Raw genomic sequence first — 25,836 nt, forward strand, 5'->3', positions numbered from 1 at the left:
GAAATAAAACTTAATGTAAAGTGTAGTTAATTTTTCTAAGTAACGTAAAGAAAATTTTCCTTAATTGTCACTTCTCAATTATCAATTAATATAGCATCTTCACTTTTACTCTAAGAAAACTTGATTGATAATTTCTCACTTAAACAAGTTTATCGTTCCATTAATCCATACTTTACTTTTACTCGTTGAAGCTTACTTCCCCATGAGTCTGATAATAAATATAAAAATATAACTGTGCATAATCCATGGGTAAAATCAAACCAAAAACTTGATATGTATAATGAGCCAAATGCCTTCCATGAAAACTCATTAATAAATCCTGTTGCAGCCCAAATGTTCATTATCCACCCAAAGAAAAATCCACATAACATTCCAAATGTACATAACTTCCACTTTTCATTTAAAAAATTATGTTTAGATAAAATTCCTGCAATAAAACCTATTGCACCCCAACAAAACATTTGCCAAGGTGTCCATGGCCCTTGTCCAAAAAATAAATTTGAAGATATTGCAGCTACAGCCCCAGTTACAAATCCTGCTTCTGGACCAAAAACCATAGCAGTAATAATAATAATAGCTGATGTAGGCTTAAAGCTTGGTATGGGAGCAAAAGCTACTCTCCCAATACACGCTATAGCAGCCATTATTGCTAGAGGTATCCATTCTCTTGCTTTTGGCTTTTTCATTTCATACATCATTAAAAATGGTATCATTGCAAGGACAATAAATATTACACTTATTACACCATAATTTCTATTATCAACTATAGTATAAATCATTAAAGTAACTGGAAATATAATTGTTATAAACAATGCAGCTAATTTTATTCTTTTACTTCTATTGCTGATTTGCATATATCTATCACATCCTTACATGTAACTGCATTGACATTAATATGCCTTGCCATTCTATTGGCTGCAGTTGTATAAAATCTATTATTTGCAAAAAAAGTTTTTGGCGCTCCTTCTGATACAATATTGCCATCAAAGAACAATGCACATCTATCAGAGTATATTGCACTAAACTCTATATCATGGGTTACCATTATAATTGTAATCCCTTGTTTTTTTAAACCTATTAATATGTTCCCAAGCTCTTCTCTTGCATAAATATCTAGTCCCTTTGTAGGTTCATCTAAAAGAATTATTTTAGGCTTTAATAACATTATTTTAGCCATTGCAGCCTTTTGCATCTCTCCACCACTTAAATCATAAGGATGTTGATCTAAAAAGGTATCTATATCAAATATTTTTGATATTTCTATAACATTCTCTAAAGCCTCTTTTTTATCTATATTAGAATTATAATATACATCTAAAAGATCTTCTCTTAATGTATTAAATAGAAATAAACTTTCAGGGTTTTGAGGCAAAACTGCCATGTTTTCTTTAAATAAAGAACCATTCTTATATTTTTTTATATCTATGCCATTTACTAAAACCTTTCCCTTTAAAGGCTTTTTTTCATAAGATATAACTGAAAGGGTTGTTGTTTTTCCTGCTCCATTCCCGCCAAGTATGCAATATATTTCTCCTTTTGATACTTTTAATGAAACATTTCTTAATACGGGTTCCTGATTTTTATCATACTTAAACCACACATCTTTAAGTTCAATGACAGAGTTTTCATGGTTCTTTAAAGTACTTTTATCTATTGTTGCAGTTATCTCATTAAGTGTATTTATATTTATAAAGTTATCTATCCAAGCTCTACCCTCTTTTACTGTTAGTGGACACTTGTTTCCAACTTGTATTTCTTTATATATTCTTGTTGGAGTTGGCAACGAATTAAACATTGAATGTTTTGTTTCAATTAATTCTCTTACTACACTTTGGCATGTATCAAAACATAAAATCTCTGAATTATCCATAACCAATATCCTGTCAGCCAACGAAAATACCTCTTCTAATTCATGCTCCGTCATTATAATGGTTGTTCCAAGCTCTTTATTTATCTTTGTTATAGTGTGAATAAAATCTCTTGATGCTATAGGATCTAGCTGTGATGTTGGTTCATCCAATATAATAACTTTAGGTTCCATCACCATTATTGATGCTAAATTTAATAATTGCTTTTGCCCTCCTGATAATTCACTTGTGTTTTTTCTAAACCATCCTTGTATTCCAAAAAAACTTGCCATTTCTGCAACTTTTCTTCTTATGGTTTCTGTATCAACGCCCATATTTTCTAATCCAAAAGCTAGTTCATGCCAAACTTTATCCGTAACTATTTGAGCATTACAATCCTGCATTACATATCCTATTTCAGAAGCTGTTGTAACCTCTCTATGGAGATTTAAATCTATTCCACAATATTTAATTATGCCAGACCTATTTCCATGGGGAGTTATTTCTGGTTTCATATGTTTTAATAAAGTTGTTTTTCCACATCCCGATTTTCCACATACTAATATAAACTCTCCTTCATTGATTTCTATGTTTATATTGCTTAACACCTTTCTATTTTGTTTAGGATATGAAAAATTGAGTTTTTCTATTTTAATGATTTCCATTTTATTGCCTCCATAATCTCTAAAAAAATAGGTGTTGTGTTTAATACTAAAAATGTAGTATATATAAAAATTGCCTTTATACTAAAGTTTATTTTTGCTACTCTTGGATAAAAAGATAATTTTCCAAAACCTAAACCATATCCAATAAAACATACTATAAAGCATATAATTATGAAAATTAACATAATAAAATCTTGTCTGTTAAAAATGAAAATTGAAAAGGTAGTTCTTTTTTTTACTCCATATCCTCTAGCCCTCATTGAATCTGATGTTTCAACACCTTCCTCTAGTGCCCATGTAACCAATATAGATAATATTCTCATAGAACCTTTTATTCTAGCTATTAAATTTCCACTAGTACAATCAAACCCTATTGTTCTTTGTGCTGCTGCTATAATTTTTGTTTGATTTATAAGCTTTGGTATTAATTTCAAAGTCATACTTATCATCAATGCAATAGATGGTATAAACTTTCCAAAAATATATATTACCTCATCAGATGTTATTATAGTGTTATAACAACTAAACCACATTATAACCGATAGCATCATTGCAGCAGACATTATTCCGTATTTTATTGACTCATATGTTATAGGGTTTCCCCTAAAATAAAATAATAAAGTTGCTCCCCTATGAGTAAATATAGGATTAGCTAATGCTATGAATATAAACATTGGAATACCAAATAGAATGTTAAGTTTTAATGCTTTTTCTCCATTTATAAGTAGCGCATATATTATAGAACTAATAAGAGATATACCTACAAATATTGGATGCATAAAAAGCATTGAAAAAATTAATATAATGGTAAAGTACGAAAAACTAACTATTGGATGATAATTTGAAAATGCTTTTTCCATTACTTTTCCTTCTCTCTTATATCTTCTCCTAGCCAATGCTGTCCAAGGTCCTCCCCTAAATCACAGGTATAATTCCATTGAATAACATCTCCTGGTTTAACTTTATATGATCCACATCCATAGTTTGGATACCAATCATTTACACAATACATCCATCCACTCCATCTTCCACCGTCAAATTCATATAAGTTATCAATACCTTGAATATATATAGTAGTTGCGACACCATTATACTCCATATGTATCTTTTTACTTTTAACAATTCTTTGAAGAATATCATATACAGTATCTCCCTTTTTAATTTTCATAGTAGTAACTGGTAAAATAACTCCATCTGAAGGTAAATGACTAAATTCAGGTTTCTTATTTACTCCTGTATTTATAGCTGTATCACATCTAATTGTAATTGTACATGTGTTATCATCAGATGATTTTTTAGATTCATCATTTGATTTAGAGTTACTTGTACTATTTTTTTTAGATGATGTTTTCTTATTTTTAGAATTTGATGTTTCCTTTGCAGGTGATTTATCCTCAGTAGAGTTGTCTACAGATTCTTTCTCTGACTCACCTTCACCAGAACTATTTTCTTCAACATTACTCTTATCTGAATCTGCATTTGTTGAATCACTAGCTACATCAGAACTTTCTGGTACATTAAGCTCTGGTATTTCTACTTTATTTAAACCGCATCCAACAAATGAAAACATAAATATAACTATCAATAAAACATTGACTATTTTCTTTTTCACTTATATCACTCCCAATTTTTCATTCAATTCATTTCATTACCAATACTCTAACTTATTATAATTTAAAAGATAATCAGCAAACTTTAAATTAAGCTTTTCAAAATTTCAGATTAAGTTTATTTAAACAAACTTAATCTGAAGCTTTGAATCACTTAATTAATTGATAAACGCTAAACATTACCAATAAATAATCACATTATTTTTTCTTTTTCATAAACAATACAATACCTATATTAGAAATTAAAGTTAAACCTACGAGCCCTCCTATTGCCTTATTCATATTGCTACTATAAAGATTTTTAAATTCACCTATAGCTTCTCTTAAATCTCCATTATTTTCTTTTAAAGCATCTATCATTTCCTTGTCATAATTAATATCCTCTGAAGATTCTTCATCTGAATCTTCATCCTCATCTTCATCTTCCCCATTTGAATCCTCAGAATTTACACTATTTGAGCTACCTCTATTTATATTTTTTAAGCCCTTTCTATTAGAATTACTTCCACTATCCTCACTATTAGAATTAGTATTAGACTCTTTATTGATATTGTCGTTATCATTTACTTCTACATTGTTGTCATCTTTATTATCATTATCTGGTTTATTTTCGGTAGATGGCTTGTCTTCTTTATCTATTTCTATAATGCTATATAAAGAAAAATCTTTAGTTTTAAATACTACATTCTTACCATCCACTTTAAAATCAAGTTCTTTTACACTTCCATCTTCAAACAGTTTTACTACTTTTATTATTTTATTATCCTTAATAACATAATCCTCTGGTAATGTTATAGATACACTTACATAATCCTTAGGCTCTATTACTTTACCATCAGCTTCTATTTTAATGTCATATAAAGAAATAAGATTAGAGGTACTGTTAATTTTGCTTAATATTTGTTTTGCACTTGTATACTTTGACTCATCATCTTTTATTATATTTTTTACATTTAATATACTGTTTTCTGGTAAAATTCCTTTGTTGAAATTAACTTTTATGTTATTGTCATTATTTTTTATCTCTAAATTTTCTGAAGGTCTTTTCTTTAAATTCTTTACAGCATCATCAAGTTCGTTCAAATAATCTTCCATTGTTTTAAAATACTTTTTAAGTTTATCTTTATTTGTTTCTTTTTCTATGTCTTTTTCATTTGCTCCCATATATTTTTCCATCTTTTGGATTACAGTTTTTAACTTATTATGACTTTCCTCAGTATAATCTACATCTTTATATTCTTTTACTTCTTTTAAACAATCTTTTAATTCTTTAAGTTTATTTGAACATTTAACTTTTATTTCTTCTTCTAATCCATTAATTGCTTTATCAATATCATTTATATATTTTTCTATCTTTTCTAATGTTTTATCTAAACCTTTTAAATCTCCATTGTCTATTTCTTTTTGTAACTTATCTAAATCTTTTTCAGCATCCTTAACTAAATCTTTTAATTTTTTAAAACTGTCTTTTGTATAATCACTTTCTTTATACTCATTTCCACTTTTTATTTTATCTTTTAAAGTTTTAATTTTTTTATTACATTGCTCTTTCATTTCTTCTTTATTTTTACTCTCTGAAGATACGTCACTCATATCATATAGTTTCTTTTTACCTTCACAAAATCTTTTATAAGCTACTAATGTATATAAAGATTGTTCTGTTGCCATTCCATTAGGTACATTTTTAGGATGTTCAAATGCTCCATTACTATTTTTATATTCCATAACGGTTGATAATAAATCTCCATTTTCTTTTACAAATCCGTTTTCTTTATCCATTATATCTTTACCTAAAGCTGTTAATGCAACTATTACTTGAGCAGGACTTTGAACATTTTCTCCTGACCAATCTGATTTATATCCTCCATTATCAAGCTGAATTTTAGATAGTATTTTTAATGATGAATCTACTGCATTTTTTACATCACTACGATGAGTATAATTTGATAAAGCTTGTAAAGTCATTGCTGTCATATCCACATCTGCATTCTTTGCATTTTCAAATAATGAAAATCCACCATCTTTTGTTTTATATTTCATTATTTCTTTTATTAAACTCTCTCTAGTATTTATTGCATTTTTTGGTTCTGAATATTCATTTGTATCTAAAGCTATTAATGCAAAAACTGGTCCGTTTAATCCTTGTTTATTTACGTCTTCGTAGTTAAATAAAATATTTATTAAATTATATCCTCCAACATTAGTAGGATCTTTTCCTATAGATGTTACTGCCAATATTATTCTTTCTAAATCTGTAACTTTTCTAAAATTACCCTTTTGTTTTTGTACTTCTTTTTCAACACTTTCATAATATTTTTCATAATAACCACTAGGCACACTATATCCACTTCTTGCAAGACCCAATATATACCATTCATTTGAATATGTTGGATTTGGGCAACTTTTTAATATCCATTTAGAAGCACCATCAATAGCTTCATCAACATTAACACTTGGCATTACTGGTTTTTCTTCTATTTTCTCTATTGCATCATCTATAGAACTTATTTTCTTTTCAATATTCTTTATAAATTCTTTTAATTTATCATTATCAACTTTGTTTATATCTTTATCTATATCCTGTGATTCTTTTTCTCCTTCTTCTATAGCATCCTTTAAATTTTTAAATGTTTCTTCTGTGTATTTTTCTTCTTCAAATTCCTTTGCTGATTTTATTTTTTCTTTTAAATCATTTAACTTTTCTTCACATTGTTTTTTTAAATCTTCGCTGTTTTTTTCTAAATTACTTATACTATTATCTATATTTCTTATAGCTTTTTCTAAAGTTTCTAGTAAATCTGTTAACTGTTTTTTATTATAAGAATCTATTTCTTCTCCTACTTTATCCATTTCTTTTTTTCCATTATCAATAGACTCTTGCAATACTTTAAAAGTTTCTGCTGTATAGTTTTCTTTATTATATTTTTCTGCTTTCTTAATTGAATCTTTAAGTAAATTAATTCTATTAAAACATTGCTTTTTAAGCTTATTGTTATTTTTTTCCAAATCACTTATAGCTTTATCTATATCTTTTATGTTATTTTTAACTGTTTCTAGCAAACTTTTTAATTTTTCATCACTTAAATCTTTTATTGTTTCTTTATCTATATTTCCTACTGTCTCTTCTCCTTTAGATATTGCTTCTTGTAAAGCTTTGAAGCTATCTTCTGTGTAAGTTACTTTAACATATCTTTTCCCTTCAATTATTTTATTTTCAAGTACTTTAATCTTATCTAAGCATTGAGTTTTTAAATCTTTGTTTTCATTATCTTCTTTAACTAATGCTTTTATAGCATTATCAATTTCTTTTATATGCTTTTCAAAATTACGTGATAATGCTGATAATTCTTCATCTAGCTCGGGTACCCATGTACCTGAATCTCCTTCTTTTGCAATAGCATTAGCAATAGCAATAATGTTTTTAGTTATTAAATTAGATTTACTATTATAATTCTTAGCTAATGTAGTTGACATCATTCTTCCTATTTCTTCATCTGATGGTATGTCAGCTTCTGCACTTTTTATTACTTTTTTTAAATCATTAAAAGATTCACTAGTGTAATCTTCTTCTTTATATTTCTTTGCCTCTTTTACCTTATCTCTAAGATTAAATATCGTATCTACACAATCTATATCTTGTCCAAAAGCTTTACAAGTATAATAAATTCTAACTACATCTCCATCTTTTAATGTTCTTCCAGCCATTCCAACATTAGGCCTTGACCCATTAAGACTATACATCCATCCACTTAAATAACCATGATCAAACTCCCCAAGCCATTCTCCATCAACTTTCATGGAAGCTAAATAAAAATTGTCTCGTATCTCTCCAGTTTTTTTATACTTTATATTTTTTTCTTTTAAAATTCTATCTAAAACTACAGATGTAAGTTCTCCATGTTTTATATTTACTTCTGTTGGTGCCATAATATCAGGTTGTCCAAGCACTCTTCTTTCTATAGAAAATGTAACTTTTTCAACTTTAGTTTGTACCTCTAAAGCTTTAATAGCATTCTCTATTGATTCAATGCTAAGTTGAATTTTATCTATTAAGCTTTGTAATTCTTTCGTGTCTAAATTCTTTAACTTATCTTCATATATATTAGCTGATATTACCTTAGCATTTGCTATTGCATCTTTTAATGAATTGAAACTATTTTCTGTATAATCTTCTTTGTTATATTGTTTTCCTTTTTCTATTTCTTGTTTAAGTGATTTAGCTTCTTCCAAGCATTTATTCTTTAATTCAATATTAGTTTCTTTTAAACTATTTATAACAGCATCTATATCATCTTTGTTTTCCCCAACTGTTTTTATTAAACTTTGTAATTCATCTGTACTTAGATTTTTTAATCTATCATCATTTATATTACTTATTGTTTTTTCGCCATTTATTATTGCACCTTCTAATGCTTTGAAACTATCTTCTGTATAATTTTGTATTTTATATTTTTTTCCTTCTTCTATTTTTTGTTTAAGTGATTTAGCCTTTTCTAGACATTGATTCTTTAATTCAATACTAGTTTCTTTTAAATTATTTATAGCATTCCCTATACCTTCTATGTTTTCTTCAGCTGTTTTTATTAAACTTTGCAATTGCTCTTTATTTAAATTTTCTATTTTATCTTCTTCTAAATCGCCTAATGTTTTTTCACCATTTGCTATTGTATCTTTTAACACTTTAAAACTATCTTCTGTATAATTGTCTTTATTATATTTTTTCCCTTCTTCTATTTTTTGTTTAAGTGATTTAGCTTCTTCTATACATTGTTTCTTTAATTCAGTATTAGTTTCTTTTAAATTATTTATAGCTTTATCTATATTTCCTAGATTATTTTCAAATGCATCTAAGAGATTTTGTAACTCATCCTTGCTTAAATCTTTTATTTTGTCTTCATCTGTATCACTTATTGTTTTTTCACTATTTGTTATTGCATCTTTTAATAAATTAAAACTATCCTCTGTATAATCTTCTTCTTTATAAGTTTTTCTTTCTTTAATCTTCTCCCTAAGTGTTTGAAGATATTTTATACATTGGTCTTTTAACTCATTGTCAGCCATATTTACTTTAACTAAATCTTTTATAGCATTTTCAATTTCTTCTATATGGTCATCAAACTTCTTTGCTAAATCTGTTAATTCTTTATCTTCATCAATTTTTGAGTCAAAACCCTGCTTGCCTTCATGTGTCATCATTTCATTTATTTTTTCATCAGATACTATATCTGCTTTTGAACTTTCTGCTGCTTTAACTAAAGCCTCAAAAGATCTATTGGTATAATCTACCTCATTATATTCTTCTGTTTTTTTTATAGTTTCTTTAAGTTTTTCCATGTTATCTAAACAATCTATATCCTGTCCACAGCCTCTACATGTATAATAAACTCTAACTACATCACCACTTTTTACTGTTTTTTCTTTAATTTCATCATCAAGTATTAACATATTTTTTTCAACTTTTGCATTACTTCTTAATCCATTAATGCTATGCATCCAACCACAATATCCGTTGTACTTACCTTGGTCAACAAATCCATTTATATTAGGGGCTTTAATCCTAATATAACCTTCATCAGAATATCTTAATTTTATATCTTCCTCTTCTAAAACTCTCTCTAAAACTTCAGATACAGTTTCCCCTTCATTTATATTTACTTCTGTTGGAGATATAATATCTGGTTGTCCAAGTGTCCTTATTTCTACTGAAAAAGTAATTTTTGCTTCTTCAGATTTTGCATTTAAAGATTTTATAGCATTATCTATTGATAATATACTTACTTCAAGTTTTTCTATTAAGTCCTGTATATCTTCAGCACTTAATTTTTCTATTTCATCTTCTTTTATATTCCCTATTATTTCGTTACTATTTGTTATTACTTCAGTTAATGCCGTGAAACTATCTTCTGTATAATCTTTTTTATTATAGTTTTCTGCTTTTTTTATTATTTCTTTGAATTCTTCAAGTTTTTCTGAGCATTGTTTTTTTAGCTCATTCTTATTTTCTTCCAAATTACTTTGTTTGTTTTTTTCTAATTTGCTTATAGCTGAATTTATATCTTCTTTAATCTTTTCAGAATCATTTATTAAACTTTGTAACTCTTCTTCACTTGAATTTTCTATGGCATCATTTTCTAACTTACTTGCTATTTCTTTACCTTTTGTTATTGCTTCAGTTAATGCACTGAAACTATCTTTTGTATAATCTCCTTCCTTATAGTTTTCCGCTTCCGTTATTTTTTCTTTAAGTGATTGAGCTTTTTCTGAGCATTGTTTTTTTATCTCATCCTTATTTTCTTCTAAATTATTTTCAGCATTATCTATATTTTTTATATTTTCTTCAGCTGTTTCTATTAAATCTTTATTTTCCTCATCACTTAAGTTTTCCTGTTTACTTTCTATATTATCTTTAGTTTCTTCTCCTTTGCTTATTGCACTTTCTAATAAATTAAAACTATCTTCTGTATAATTTTCTTTATTATAATCTTTTGCTTTATTTATCTTATTTTTAAGAAATGTACTAGTATATAAATATTGAATTTTCAAATCTATATTTTCATTAATATCACTAGTTTCTTCACAGCTCATATCATATAATTTATTTTTTCCATCAGCAAATCTATCATATGATACCAACCCATACATGGTTTGTTCTGTAGCCATTGAATTTATTGTTCCCTTTGGATACTCAAATCCTCCATTTTCATTTTGATAAGTCATAACATAAGATAATAAGTTTCCATCTTTCTTTACAAATCCATTAGATGAATCTAGTATATCTTTTCCTAAAGCTGTTAATGCAACTATTACCTGTGCAGAACTTTGTACATTTTCCCCTGACCACTCTGACTTGTATCCTCCGTTATCTAATTGATTTTCAGATAACACTTTTAATGATGATTCTACAACTTCTTTAACCTCTTCATTATCCATATAATTTGATAATGCTTGTAATGTTATTGCTGTCATATCTACATCTGCATTTTTAGAATTTTTAAATAATGAAAATCCTCCATCCTCTGTTTTAAACTCTAATATACTTTTTATTAAACTTTCTCTAGTATTTACTGCATTTTTGGGTTCTTTATATTTTTTTGAATCTAATGCTAATAATGCAAACACAGGTCCATTTAAGCCTTGTTTTGTTATGTTTTCATAGTTCCATAATTTATCTATTAAATTATATTCTCTAACACTTGTAGGATCTTTTCCAATAGAATTTAATGCTAGAATTATTCTTTCTAAATCTGTTACCTTTGAAAACTCTCCATCCTCATCATTTACTTCTTTAACTACACTGTTATAATAATTTTCATAGTATTCATCAAGCAGTTTAATTCCTGCTCTAGAAAGGCCCATTATACACCATTCTTTTCCATATGTTAAATCTTTATCTTGATTAATCATATATTGAGCAGTATTACTTATTGCTTCTTTTATATTAATCTGCGAGTTTTCCAAAACTATTGATGAATTTATAGAATTTTTTTTACTTTCTACTTGTGCAAAAGCAGTTGAAAAATTAGTAAAAATAAATACTATAGTCATAATAAAAGCAATTAAACTCTTACTTTTAGAAAGTTTTTTCATACTTTTTCCCCCTTTTTATTCAGTGAAAAAAGAACAATAAAAAAGAAACCTGTAGCTAATAAGGTTTCTTGGGTATAAAATTAATATATTAAAAATATACATTAATTTTATACTCATCATTCCTCACCGAAAGATAAATATTTTATCATCATCAGGTTTCCTGACTTAAAGTTTCATATCTACTCCCTTTCCTTCCCAAAATAAATTCAGTGGTAATAAAGGTTTTGTAACTTTTACAGTAGAGTGAGCTGTTGTGGATTTTCACCACATTCCCTTAACTGATAATATTATGTATAAAAAGCATTCTAAAATTTAATTCTAGAATGCTTTTATTTTTTTACACATTCTAAATATGTTTTCTATAATAAGACTATATTTTTGTGTAATTGTTATGAATTTTATCTCATATCATATAACTTACTTTGATTATTAATAAATCTATCATATGCTACTAGTGTATACATAGCTTGTTCTGTAGCCATTGAATTTACTGTTCCCTTTGGATGTTCAAATCCTCCATTTTTATTTTGATAAGTCATAACATAAGATAATAAATTTCCATCTTTCTTTACAAATCCATTAGATGGATCCAGTATATCTTTTCCTAAAGCTGTTAATGCTACTATTACTTGTGCAGGACTTTGTACATTTTCTCCTGACCATTCTGACTTATATCCTCCGTTATCTAATTGATTTTTAGATAACACTTTTAATGATGATTCTACAACTTCTTTAACTTCTTCATTATCCATATAATTTGATAATGCTTGTAATGTCATTGCTGTCATATCTACATCTGCATTTTTAGAATTTTTAAATAATGAAAATCCTCCATCCTCTGTTTTAAACTCTAAGATACTTTTCATTAAACTTTCTCTAGTATTTACTGCATTTTTGGGTTCTTCATATTTTTTTGAATCTAATGCTAATAATGCAAACACAGGTCCATTTAAGCCTTGTTTTGTTATGTTTTCATAGTTCCATAATTTATCTATTAAATTATATTCTCTAACACTTGTAGGATCTTTTCCAATAGAATTTAATGCTAGAATTATTCTTTCTAAATCTGTTACCTTTGAAAACTCTCCATCCTCATCATTTACTTCTTCAACTACACTGTTGTAATAATTTTCATAGTATCCATCAGGTATCTTAATTCCTGATCTAGAAAGCCCTATAGTATACCATTCTTTACCACATTTTAATTCTGCACAATCCTTAACCATATATTGTGCAGTTTTATTTATTGCATCTTTTACATCAATACTAGGATTACTAGTTTTTTCATCATTCATATCATATAGTTTATTTTTTTTATTAATAAATCTATCATATGATACTAATGTATACATAGCTTGTTCTGTAGCCATTGAATTTACTGTTCCCTTTGGATGTTCAAATCCTCCATTTTTATCTTGATAAGTTATAACATAAGACAATAAGTTTCCATCTTTCTTTACAAATCCATTAGATGGATCCATTATGTCTTTTCCTAAAGCTGTTAATGCTACTATTACTTGTGCAGGACTTTGTACATTTTCTCCTGACCACTCTGACTTATATCCTCCGTTATCTAATTGATTCTTAGATAAAACTTTTAATGATGATTCTACAACTTTTTTAACCTCTTCATTATCCATATAATTTGATAATGCTTGTAATGTCATTGCTGTCATATCTACATCAGCATTTTTAGAATTTTTAAATAATGAAAATCCTCCATCTTCTGTTTTAAATTCTAAGACATTCTTTATTAAACTTTCTCTAGTATTTACTGCATTTTTGGGTTCTTCATATTTTTTTGAATCTAATGCTAATAATGCAAATACAGGCCCATTTAATCCTTGTTTTGTTATGTTTTCATAATTCCACAAAAGACCTATTAAATTATAATCTCCAATCTTTTCAGGATTTTTTCCAATTGAATTTAATGCTAAAATTATTCTTTCTAAATCTGTTACCTTTGAAAAATCCCCCTCCTCATAACTTACTTCTTCAACTACACTTTTATAATAATTTTCATAATATCCATCTGATACTTTAATTCCTGCTCTAGAAAGCCCTATAGCATACCACTCTCTGCCATATTTTAACTCTGCACAATCTTTAAGCATATATTGTGAAGTTTTATTTATTGCTTCTTTTAAATCAATGTTAGAACTTCTTGAAATTGCTGATAAATTAGTATTATTTGTTTTATTTTCAACTTTTGCAAAAGCAGTTGAAAAATTAGTGAAAATAAATACTATGGAAATAATTAAAGCAATTAAACTATTGTTTTTAAAAGTTTTTTTCACTATTCTGCCCCCTTTTTGTTCAGTAAAAAATTCACTATTTATTTTTCAAATTATTTATATCATTATCTATGGATTTTATATGCTGTTCCATTTTATTTGATAATACTTTTAAATCAGCATCTCCTTTGCCTAATTTAGTTGACATGCCTTTTCCTATTTCTTCATTTGATAACATATTTGCTTCAGCTTCAGCTATAGAAGATTTTAAATTTTCAAATGTTTCTTTTGTATAATTTTCTTCTTTATAATTTTTACCTTGACTTATTTTTTCTCTTAATGCAAAAATTTTATCTACACAATCTACATCTTGTCCAAATTCTTTAGCTGTGTAGTGTATTCTTACTACATCACCATCATGTAAATTATATCCACTCATACCAACACCAGGTTTAGAACCGTTTACACTATACATCCAACCACTTAAAAATCCATGATCAAATTCTCCAAGCCATTGTCCATCTACCTTTATTTTAGATAAATAAAATGAGTTAATTATATCACCTGTGCTTTTATATTTTATTCCAGAATCTTTTAGAACTCTGTCTAAAACTACAGATGTAGGTTCACCTTGTTCTATGGATAACTCTTTCATTGGTATTATATCCAGCTGTCCAATTACTCTTCTCTCTACAGAGAATTTTACTTTTGCAGGTTGTCCACTTGCGCCCATAGCAAATGCTGTTGAACCATTTGTAAACACAATTATCATTGCTATAATTAATGCCAACAACCTACTTTTCTTAAAAATTTTGTTCATTTTTCTTTCCCCCTTTTTTTATTTAGTGAGAAAATAACAATAAAAAAAGAAACCTATTTAGTAAGGTTTCTTGGGTATAATACTAAAGCATACAAATAAAAGCATACCTTAATGTTATACTCATCATTCCCCACCGAAAGACAAATATTCTATTACCGGCAGGTCTCCTGACTTAAAGTTTCATACCTAATCCCTTTCCTTCCCAAAATCATTCAGTGGTAATAAAGGTTTCGTAACTTTTACAGTAGAGTGAGCTGTTGTGGATTTTCACCACATTCCCTTTTAATACATAGCTATAACCGATAATATTTAGATTATTTTGTTCATTCTTATAATATACCAATAGATTTTTTATGTCAATATATAGAATTATTTTAAGATAATTGATAGACAAAATAATTTTGTAACTAAATTTGTAACATAACCCTTAAGCAATCTAGAATTTACTGACATTTTATTTTGTTGCTTTTTCCCAAGCAATCATAACAAAATTCTTGCCTGTTTCTTCTTTCATTATTTCTTCACATTTTTTTATTGTCTCTTTTTCTTTTTCACCTATATTTGCTATTGAATAGCTATCTTTAAAATTTTCCATTCTTCTTCCTCCTTTTTTAAGTTTATTATATTTTCTCCATTTGAATATAAATATATTCCTACATAAAAACTAAGATTTACATAACCTAAAAAATTAAACACTACCTACATTATTAAATTTTAATAGTATAGATAGTGTTTCTTTTAAATAGAATGAATCTTTATTCTTGCGGTAACTATTAGATAAAATTCTAATACTTAAGATACAAATATAAAAATTATTTTATTGCATTGCTTATTTCCTTTATCATGTTATTTGTTGCCGTAATACCACTTCCTCCTAAGTACCAAGTTTCTGGAGTAAGGTATATTATTTTATTGTTTGTATATGCATTAGTACCCTTTACTATATCTTTTTCTATTACATCTTTAGCACTTTCTTGATTATTTCCAACTATAACCCCTTTATCAATTACAAATAAATAGCCAGGATTTTTATCTAATAGATATTCATATGTTATATTTTGTCCATGCTTAGCGTCGCTAATTTTATCATCTGCTAAATTAAAACCAAACTCATCGTATATAGTTGTAAATCTAGATCCTTGCCCAAATACACTAATAGTTCCTTCATTAACCATTGCTACTAAAGCATTTTTATTTTCTCTTTTTATCTGTTCATTTAACTCTTTAACTTCTTTATCTATATTCTCTAGCTGATTTTTTGCAAAATCTTCTTTTTCAAAAATACTACCCAATATGTTTACATTTTTCTTAAGCGAACCAAAATGATCATTTTTTTCTGTTCCTAATCCTATGGTTGGTGCTATTTTAGATAGTTCATCATAATATTTCTCTTGTCTACCCTCTATTATTATTAAATCTGGTTTAAGCTCATTTATTTTTTCTAAGCTAAACTCTAATAACGCACCAAGATCTGTATATTTATCATCCTTAAACTTTTCTAAGTAATTTGGGATACTGGATTTTGGTAATCCTACTATATCTATCCCCATATTATCTAATATATCTACGCTGCCATAATCTAAAACAACAACTCTTTTAGGATTTTTAGGTACCGTAGTTTCTCCATATCTATGGGTTATATTAATTGTACTTTCCTTACTTGTAGTATTTTCATTACTGGTTTTATTCTTTATAAAATATGTTGCTCCTAATAATATAACTATAATAGCTATAACAATTGTTCCTATTTTTTTATTCATTTAAATCTCTCTCCTCTTACAGTATTCATTACAAAAATATACACATATTTTGTTTCCATTAATATTTTTTATATCAAAGTCAATTTCATAAATTTCTTCCAATAATTCTTTGTTTATTATTGAATCAGTATCTGAGTTTTTTATAAGTTTACCATCTTTAAGTATTACTATATTATCTGAATAGCATGATGCAAAATTAATATCATGCATCACTATTACAACAGTTTTTTGTAATTCATCTACAAGATTTCTTAATACTTTCATCATTTGAACAGAATGTTTCATATCTAAATTGTTTAATGGTTCATCTAAAAGAATATATTCTGTATTTTGAGCTATAACCATAGCTATATAAGCTCTTTGTCTTTGTCCACCACTTAATTCATCTAGATATTTATTTTCAATATCCTTAATTTTCATATATTCAATTGCTTTGTTTACATGTATTTTGTCCTCCTTTGTTAACTTTCCTTCACAATGGGGGTAGCGACCAAATTCAACTAATTCCTTTATTGTTAATCTTATATTTATATTGTTAGATTGCTTCAAAATAGCTACCTTTTTTGCAAATTCTTTGCTATCCCATTCCTTCATCTCTTTTCCATCAATTAATACTTGTCCCCAATCTCTTTCTAGGATTGGTGCTATCATTGATAATAATGTACTTTTCCCTGCCCCATTAGGTCCAATTAATGATGTTATTTTACCTCTTTCAATATTGAAAGACACATTGTCTACAACATTTTTGTTTCCATATTGTTTTGTTAGATTTTTTATTTCAATCATCTCTTGTTCTCCTTTAGTAAAAGATATATAAAATAAATTCCTCCAATAAAGTTTATTATTATACTTACTGTACTATTGTAATTTAAAATTCTTTCTACAAAAAACTGCCCTCCAACTAAGGCTATTATGCTTATTAGCATTGCTCCTAATATTAAATAACTATGCTTAAATGTCTTAAACATTTCATAGGAAACATTAACTACTATTAACCCTAAAAATGTTATAGAACCGACTAAAGCAGTAGAAATAGATACCAATACTGAAACTACTAATAATATTTTTTTTGAAAGTTTATTGTAGTCAATTCCTAAGTTTATAGATGTATCTCTTCCAAGCAACATAACATCTAATTTTTTCAGATCATCATATATAAATGCAAATACTAAAAGCATAATTATTACTACTACTAAAAGTATATCTGTATTTACATTAGAAAAACTTGCGAATAATTTTCCTTGTAATGCCTCAAATTCATTTGGATCAATAAGCACTTGCATAAAAGTAGATAAACTCTTAAATAAAGTTCCTAGTACTGTACCTACTAGTAGAAGAAAGAATATATTGTTTTTCCCATTCTTAAACATTACTTTATACAAAATTAGTGTACTTAAAATCATAAGTGTCATAGTAATAATAAAATTCACCTTATGACTAGTCATTACAATACTTGATGCTCCAAAAATAAATACAGCAAGAGTTTGAAGAAATCCATAGAGAGCATCTAACCCTAAAATGCTTGGAGTTAATATTCTATTATTTGTAATTGTTTGAAATATAATAGAGGAAAATGCTATAGCTCCTCCTGTTAATATTATTGCCAATACCTTTGGTATTCTCTTGTAAAGGTTGTATTTAAAATTGTTTTCATTTAATCCCTGAAATAAAAACAAAAGTATCACAAATATTGCAATAAATAAAAGTATGTATATCTTCTTTTTATCCTTCATTTGTAGTCCTCCTAAAAATTAGGTATAGAAAAATAACACTTCCAATAACACCTACAGTTAAACTTATAGGTATCTCATATGGAAAAATTATAACTCTACCAACTATGTCACAAGCTAAAACAAAGATAGCTCCAAATAAAGCTGTTATACCTATATTTTTACTAAGGTTGTCCCCTCTAAAGATAGACACTATATTAGGAACAACAAGTCCAACAAAAGGTATGTTTCCTACTGTTATTAATACCAATGCTGACATTAATGCCACAAGAGTTACTCCTATGTTTGCAACTTTATTAAAATTAAGTCCTAAATTTTTTGATACATCTTCTCCCATTCCAATTATTGTGAATTTGTTGGCGTATAAAAATGACACTAGTAAAAGTGGAATTGTTAAAAGTATAATTTCATAATTACCCTTTATAATCATTGAAAAATTCCCCTGTAAGAAAGAACTCATATTTTGAATAAGATTATATTTATACGCAAAAAAATCTGTAATTGATCCAATAACGTTTCCAACCATAATTCCTACTAAAGGTATGAAAACAACGTTCTTAAACTTAATTTTCTTCAAAAGCTTCATAAAAACAAAAGTTCCTAAAAGCGAAAATATAAATGCAGTTAATATTTTCTCCATAGTGGTTGCTGATGAAAATATCATTATGGATACTAAAACCCCTAATTTAGCGGAATCCATTGTTGCAGCTGTTGTAGGTGATACAAATTTATTATTACTTATTTGTTGCATTATAACTCCACTAATACTCATGGCTACGCCTGCAACTATTATACTTAAAAGCCTTGGCAATCTACTGATAGCCATAATATGTATTTTCTCTGTATCTCTATTTATTAGATCCATTATTGATATGTCATGTACCCCAATAAATAAAGATATTATAGATAAAACTATAAGTACTGGTAGTAGATATCTTTTTTTCATCTGTTTCTCCCTTAATTATTACTACTTATATTCCATTAGAAAAGTTATTGATAACTGTTATCATCTATATAATACTGATAATAGTTATCATTGTCAATACTTTATTCTTATTTCATAAAAATAGAGCAGTTAATTTTACTTAACTACTCTAATATAAGGCACATTCAAATAAATAACTAATCAAATATCCGTCGCATCTTTGACTTGTTATTTATTTTCATATGCCTAAGTGGTTTTAATTATTCCATTACCCAATAATCAAAAGTATATTTTTGGAAGTATTCATAAGGCATATAAAAATATCCTCCCTCACCCCATGAACACCCCCATGAATTCCTTATAATTAAATATCCAGATGGTTGAGATTTCCTCCATATAAACTTTTCAATAAAAGTTTTAACTAAATTCTTACTATCTGCATCCCTATATCCTACTACTAAAACAGCATGCTCTCCTAATTGTGGTTCAGAAGGTAATGGCATAGGTAATTCACCTGTTTTTGCAACTTTTAGTGACTCCATACTCTCAAATACAGTCATTCCTATTAATACAGGTTTTTTATTATAGTATAAATAGTTTTTAATATCATCTAATGAATTTAAACTTTTATATGAATTAATTTTATATTTTTCTGCATTAATCAAAGCTTCCTTAGAGGGCTGTGATCTATAATCTTTATCAGTATAAGGCATGAATTCTTCTTCACAAATTCCGTAATTTTTAACTGCTTTACATACATCTCTTATACTTGCTCCTGAATCTTTATTTGTAGTGCCTTCTAAATTTCTTTCCTCATAATATAAGAAAGCCCTTGAAAGATCTAACCTAGGATTACCAAGCAGCATTACTCTTTCAGCACACCCAGCATTTGCAGTACATGATCCTTCCTTTCCTTGATCACATACTAAGGGGCATAAACTTCTTATATCTATACCTTGTGGTAAATTTGTATTTGATTGAGTTAATAACTCTAATTTATAATCTCTTTCATCAATCTCATCTTTTCTCAAATCATAATTTCTATCCATAAAGGTTTCCTCCTTTGTGTAAAACATAATGCAAGTCCTTATACTCTAATATATTATCTTTTATATAAAACTTCACACTATTTCTTGGGAAAAGCACCTTTAAGATATTATTTATTATATTGTTACATTAACTAAAACATTTAGTTTCCTAAAGATTATTTATCACATAATCTATTATATTCATTTTTTATCTTATATCATTATATTCTAATTCATATACCAATTGTATTGCCTTTTCAAGCCCTCAAATAGAACAAATCTTAATTATGATGATATTACAAGTGATAGCCATCATATAAAAATATTTCACTATTATCAATACATTACTTTTCAGTTTATTTGTTTCTAAATAATAAGTACCCTTTTTAAATTGAAAAAATAATACATTTGTTATTTATCTAACATACTACAAACTTTTAATCTTAAATATTTCTTAGACTCCTTAAAGTTCAAGCCTCTTCCATTTAGAATACTAAACATCTCTTCTTCAATATTTTTATTTTCCTTATAAATGCTGCTTATCTTATCTGCATCTTGTACTATTCTTATTTCAATTCTTCTCATGGAGTTTTTCTCATTAATTACTTTCATATTTCCCTTTTTCTTCTTTTCTCCCTCTTTATGGTACATTACTATATCTGATACTAAATCCTTATATGATCCTAATATTTTCCCAACCTTTTCATCACTTTTTATAAATTCAGCTCCAAGGTAACTATGACTATTATCATTATGAAATTTCTTTATATCATGTACATATGCTCCTAGTATAGTTGCTTTTATTTCATCCTGACTAAATTTATAACCTATTTTTTCTAATTCAAATATTATTTCTTTTGATATTAAGGCTACTCTTTTCATATGATTATATCTTTTTAAAATTCTATCTTCTTTTTTCTTACTCTCTCTTAGCTGAGCCAATACAATAGGATCTAAACTTTTTAATAAATCCTTTAATCCTGTACATCTTTCACTAATACCATTAACAATATCATCTATTGAAATCTCACTTCTCATATAAGATCTACCTCCTTTGTATTTATCCCACCATTACCATTGATAATCTTCCCCTATAATCACTTCTAAATAACTTCATAACATACATAGTTATTCTAAATGAATTCTTCTAAATAAAGCTTCTTTTTAAAGCTTCTTTTTAAAAATACCACTAAGTTATTTTACTTAGTGGTATTAATAAAGTTGACTAATTATTGTGTTCTATTTTTAACTTATTTAATTTTTCCCAAACATCTTTCATAGCTTCATCTGGATTTCTATAGAATTGAAATCCTCTAATCTTAACAAATTCCCAACCAACTCTTTCAAGTTGATTAATTCTTTCCATATCTTCTTGCCACTTTTCTATGCCTTTCCATGTTTTACTTTCACAATCTATTGCTAATCTATTGTTCTTGCCTTCAACAACTAAATCTATAATATGTTTACCAGCTTTAACTTTCGTGTTAACTATATAGCCTTTTTCAACTATTTTATTATATATTTCTTCCTCAAAGGAATCTTCAAATATTTTAACTTCATCTTCTTTTATTTCCTCTTTAGGATTTAAGAAATATGATAATAAATTATGTCTAACACATGCCGGATTTAAATCATCTAAATCTACTGAATAAAAAAGCCATGCTTGATTTCTAGCTCTACTTACCGCCACATTAAATCTTTTTTTGTCATCATCTTTTGTTAGAGATGCAAACCTAGCATTATTAGCTACTACCATAGTTAAGAATATCACATCTCTTTCATCCCCTTGGAATGAATATGCATCTCCACAAATTATTTTTCTTTTTACAATTTCCTCTTCACCTAGCTCATTTTTAAGAAGTTTTTCTATAAGTTGTCCTTGCTCCTTACCAAGAAGTGAAATAACTCCCATGGTCATGTTGTCATACTTAGGATCTTTACAACATTTAACTATTGTATTTACAATAGCTTTGGCTTCTTTAATATTTTCCTTTTTTGTTTTATGTCTTTCGCCATCTTCTACATGAACACAAACTACTGGGTGCTCAAACCTTTCCCTAGGTGTTGGATATCTTAATGGAATAATCTCATTATTATAGCTAAACTCATTATTAAATTCTATTATTTCTGGTACACATCTAAAGTGTTCCTTTAACATAAGTTTATCTGGAAATACTCTTAAAGCAGTATTATAAAAGCTTGTATCCAAATCAAACCATTCTTTATTTGGAACATATTTTAAATATTCATTAATTAATCTTATAACTTCAGTTTTTTCTATTCCTATTTGAGTTGGACTTATTTGTTTATCATCTCCAACTATAACGGCTTTTTCACCCCTAAATAAAACTTGAAGTGCAAATATATCACTTTGACTACTTTCATCAAAAATAATTACGTCAAAAGCCTCTTTGTTTACTTTTATATTCTCAATTACCTTGTTAATAGGCATAATCCAAACAGGAATGGAATTTTTACATTTATCCATTTCTTTCTGCGCTATTTTCTTATAATAATTGGCGTACTTACTTGTCCCTTTTCCTATTTTCTTTATTGCTTCCATCCATGCATAAAGACTTCTTTTATTTTCATCGTTTATTCTAGATATTTGATTAAACCATGTTTGTTTAGAAACAAGTTCTAGAATTAACGTACTTTCTAATTCCTTTTGATTTTTTAACTTATTTTCATAATTTGCTTTATTCTCATCACTTAAATCATTCAAAAGATTATTCCATCTAATCCATTTAAATGCGTTAGTAAAACTAGTGTATTTAGATAAATCCTTATTCTCAACCATATCTTTCGCAAGATTTGGAAGTGTCTTTTTCAATCTATAAATTGTATTATTAAACTTCTTTGAAATTAAATTTATAGAAATTAGTTTATCTATCTCCTTATAAAGATTTTCTAGTTTCTTTATATCAATTTCATTTATTATTTCATGTATATTACTTGTAATCTTGTTTCCGTGAAGTTTTTCTTTAATTTTATTTAAATATTTTTTTAATTCCTCATAATTTCTAAGTTCTATTAAATCATTAACTTTATGTTTCAGCTTTTTAATATCACTAAGATTATATAAATCATAATCATCTAGTTTAAATGGTGTATTTCTTATTAAAGCTGCTAAAGTTATAGCCTTGAATTTATTTATTTTGTTTATTTTATCTAATGCATCTCCCATTGCCCCAATATTTAAAATACTAGCATCTTCAAACTTTTTTAACTTAAATTCTTTGGAAAAATTATTCCATACTAATAAAAGTTCATTTTCTTTTGAAATTTTATCAATATACTTTTTAGATAATTTCCATTGTGACTCATTGTTAAGAACCTGTCCATTAATTTTGCAATTTTCAATTATATACTTAACCTTACTATTTTTAAGTTTAAATATCATTCCTAGTTTGCCTTTAGAAGACATTTCTTCATAGACTCTTTCAAAATCCGCCTTGATTTCAGCTATATTTCCATTTGGGATTTGCATTTCTGCAAATTGCAAGTCTTTAGATAGCATTTTTATCTCCTTTATCATAGGAGATACCTTGTTTACAAATTGTCTTGTAAGTTCTTCCACTATTGGAGTTGAATTATGTTCTTTAAAAAACTTATCATATCCCAAATCCTGTATTTCTAAGAGAGATTTTTCATATATTAAAAGATTACTTAATATATTATCTAAATCAGTATTATTGTCATAAGTTAAATCTTCAGTACTTTTTCTTAACTCTTTATATTTTTCACTTAAGGATTTGTATTCTTTTAACACAGTCTTTAATTCATCCAAATCAGGCATTTTTTCTTTTATTTCAACAATATCCTTAGCTCTTAATAAATCAATCAATGAATTTTCTTTTAATATTTCTACTATTTCTTCAAACTCATCTTCACTTATAGGCTGAATTTCATAAGGAGAAACTTTATCCTTTATATATCCTAAGCTATCTTCATTTTCTTTTAACCACTTTGCTATGTCTAATTTAGAATATTCTTTTCCCTTTTCCATTATAGGAGAATTATTTCTTTCCTCATTGTCCTTTAATTTCTCTATTATTTCTTGTTGAGTTTTTCTAGATTTATCTAATTTAAATCTTACTTCATCAATCTCTTTTTTTAGAGTATTTTTATTTATTGATAAATTATCTGTTATAATTCTTATTGAATTATCCAAATCTTTTAATGCATCTCTATCACTACCTAAAAGACTTATACATAAATCTCTTATTTCTCCAGGAATTTTATCTCTTAAAACAGATAATGCTTTTTCTGTTTGACTTGTAACAAGAACTCTTTTTCCATGTGCCAATAAATGACATATTAAATTTACAATTGTATGACTTTTTCCTGTTCCAGGAGGTCCTTGTACTACTATTCCACTATTACTACTTAATCTTCTTGCAATATCTCTTTGATCTTCATTTGCTGGTAAAGGAAATAACAAGTCCTTTCCAACACTTGTCCATTTATCATTTACTTTAATTATATTTTTATTAGTTGACGCCACAAGATTAGTAATTACATCTGGAATATCTTTATTGTCATCAATATAATTTATTATATCTTTTAAGTCTTCTATTTGAGTTTTTGTTCCCTTTTTTCTTACTAATATTATTGGAATATTATATATTTTAGGTTCTTTTGATATGTCTACATTTAATATATCATCATTAAGTATTTTAATATTTTCAACATTTTCCATAGGATTTATAATTGAAAGTATCTCTCCTAAAACCTTATAAGTTTCCTCATCTTTACAGTCAACACTTTGAAAAACTTCATTTTCTTTAGATTTTTTAAAATCTAAAAGTCTTTGAAATCCTTCCACATATATATTATCTAAATAATCATATTCTATTCTTGAAAATTCTTCGCTTGGAAGAAGAGTAAACTTATTTAAAACTCCATCAAAAATTAGTTCCATCTTGTTAGTTATCATAGGATGTAGTATTTGGCTTTCATCTATATTTATAGCTAAAAGTACATCACTAAACAAAATTTCGTATTCTTCCCCTGAAGCTTTAAAAAGCTGATAGACATCAAATAATTTTGAGTATAATTCATTTGACAATTGTTTTTTAAAATTATTTTTACCAAAAGAATCCCAAGCTAATTCAAGGTCTTTATATAATTCTATTATATGCTTTTGTTTTTTTCCCTCATTAGTTATCTCTGGTTTATTTAAAGGATTCTCTAAATCTAGTTTTAGGTACTCTGATAAAGTAGGATCTATCGTAGGAAAGTCATCTAAAACACTTTTATATACTTCTATCCACTGGTCATCTTCTTTATTCTTATTTATTACAATTCCTTTATTAAACTTAGGGTATTTATTTAAAAATATTATGTTTTCACCCTTACCATTGTAATCTTTAATATTATATATTGTCTTTTCATTTAGCTTTTTTAATGCTAGCATATACTGAAATATATTCTTTATCTTAATGCTCTCTTGCATATACTTCTCTCCTTAACTGCTTATTTAAACTCTTTGTCTATCATTTCTAATACTTACACCTCTAAATTAAGATATACTCATCCATAAATAATTACACCTCATACAGTTGGCCCCTTACTTATCACTGATGACTTGTCCATTGTTAATTAAATCTAACTTTCCCTTTTTGCTT

Annotated in this window: 15 protein-coding genes and 2 riboswitches; all 15 genes read right to left on the minus strand. The window is 27.0% G+C overall.

Going from position 1 to position 25,836, the window contains the following annotated elements:
* Positions 1–149: 149 nt before the first annotated feature.
* The 15 genes from BM119_RS06925 to BM119_RS06990 all read right to left on the minus strand — a co-directional run bounded on the left by BM119_RS06925 (position 150) and on the right by BM119_RS06990 (position 25,664).
* Positions 150–854 carry an ECF transporter S component gene (locus BM119_RS06925; protein WP_177199328.1) on the minus strand — a complete coding sequence of 235 codons (705 nt, stop codon included), beginning with the start codon at positions 852–854 and terminating at the stop codon, positions 150–152.
* On the minus strand, positions 824–2,512 hold the full coding sequence (locus tag BM119_RS06930) for an ABC transporter ATP-binding protein (protein ID WP_090040074.1): 1,689 nt from the start codon (positions 2,510–2,512) through the stop codon (positions 824–826). The genes BM119_RS06925 and BM119_RS06930 overlap by 31 nt, the downstream gene beginning before the upstream one ends.
* Entirely contained in the window at positions 2,494–3,408 is a 915-nt protein-coding gene (locus BM119_RS06935) for an energy-coupling factor transporter transmembrane component T (protein WP_242948343.1), read from the minus strand. Before BM119_RS06935 ends, BM119_RS06930 begins: the two co-directional genes overlap by 19 nt.
* On the minus strand, positions 3,372–4,124 hold the full coding sequence (locus BM119_RS06940) for a DUF4430 domain-containing protein (protein ID WP_090040075.1): 753 nt from the start codon (positions 4,122–4,124) through the stop codon (positions 3,372–3,374). The genes BM119_RS06935 and BM119_RS06940 overlap by 37 nt, the downstream gene beginning before the upstream one ends.
* Before the next feature lie 196 nt (positions 4,125–4,320).
* A complete protein-coding gene (locus BM119_RS06945; RefSeq protein WP_090040077.1) occupies positions 4,321–11,709 on the minus strand; it encodes a prenyltransferase/squalene oxidase repeat-containing protein in 7,389 nt (2,462 codons plus the stop codon).
* Between the two features lie 133 nt (positions 11,710–11,842).
* A riboswitch (cobalamin riboswitch) is annotated at positions 11,843–12,007 on the minus strand.
* Between the two features lie 100 nt (positions 12,008–12,107).
* The gene (locus BM119_RS06950) at positions 12,108–14,006 is read right to left on the minus strand and encodes a prenyltransferase/squalene oxidase repeat-containing protein (protein WP_090040078.1); all 1,899 of its coding nucleotides are present in this window, start codon (positions 14,004–14,006) and stop codon (positions 12,108–12,110) included.
* 34 nt (positions 14,007–14,040) lie between these two features.
* Positions 14,041–14,763 (minus strand): DUF4430 domain-containing protein, encoded by a 723-nt coding sequence (locus tag BM119_RS06955; RefSeq protein ID WP_090040080.1) that lies wholly within the window; start codon positions 14,761–14,763, stop codon positions 14,041–14,043.
* A gap of 140 nt (positions 14,764–14,903) precedes the next feature.
* A riboswitch (cobalamin riboswitch) is annotated at positions 14,904–15,082 on the minus strand.
* Positions 15,083–15,217: 135 nt separating this feature from the next.
* Entirely contained in the window at positions 15,218–15,358 is a 141-nt protein-coding gene (locus BM119_RS19780; protein WP_177199329.1) for a hypothetical protein, read from the minus strand.
* A 217-nt stretch (positions 15,359–15,575) separates the two neighbouring features.
* Positions 15,576–16,523 carry a siderophore ABC transporter substrate-binding protein gene (locus BM119_RS06960; protein ID WP_090040082.1) on the minus strand — a complete coding sequence of 316 codons (948 nt, stop codon included), beginning with the start codon at positions 16,521–16,523 and terminating at the stop codon, positions 15,576–15,578.
* Entirely contained in the window at positions 16,524–17,309 is a 786-nt protein-coding gene (locus BM119_RS06965; RefSeq protein WP_090040083.1) for an iron ABC transporter ATP-binding protein, read from the minus strand.
* Entirely contained in the window at positions 17,306–18,256 is a 951-nt protein-coding gene (locus BM119_RS06970; protein ID WP_090040085.1) for an iron chelate uptake ABC transporter family permease subunit, read from the minus strand. The genes BM119_RS06965 and BM119_RS06970 overlap by 4 nt, the downstream gene beginning before the upstream one ends.
* Positions 18,246–19,199, minus strand: a complete 954-nt coding sequence (locus BM119_RS06975) for an ABC transporter permease (protein WP_090040087.1) — start codon at positions 19,197–19,199, stop codon at positions 18,246–18,248. Before BM119_RS06975 ends, BM119_RS06970 begins: the two co-directional genes overlap by 11 nt.
* 239 nt (positions 19,200–19,438) lie before the next feature.
* Positions 19,439–20,227 (minus strand): C1 family peptidase, encoded by a 789-nt coding sequence (locus tag BM119_RS06980; protein ID WP_090040088.1) that lies wholly within the window; start codon positions 20,225–20,227, stop codon positions 19,439–19,441.
* A 390-nt stretch (positions 20,228–20,617) separates the two neighbouring features.
* The gene (locus BM119_RS06985) at positions 20,618–21,244 is read right to left on the minus strand and encodes an HD domain-containing protein (RefSeq protein WP_090040090.1); all 627 of its coding nucleotides are present in this window, start codon (positions 21,242–21,244) and stop codon (positions 20,618–20,620) included.
* A gap of 187 nt (positions 21,245–21,431) precedes the next feature.
* A complete protein-coding gene (locus BM119_RS06990; RefSeq protein ID WP_090040091.1) occupies positions 21,432–25,664 on the minus strand; it encodes an AAA domain-containing protein in 4,233 nt (1,410 codons plus the stop codon).
* Positions 25,665–25,836 lie beyond the last annotated feature (172 nt).

The organism is Clostridium frigidicarnis, assembly GCF_900111985.1.
In the GTDB taxonomy this organism is placed as follows: Bacteria; Bacillota; Clostridia; order Clostridiales; family Clostridiaceae; genus Clostridium_Z; species Clostridium_Z frigidicarnis.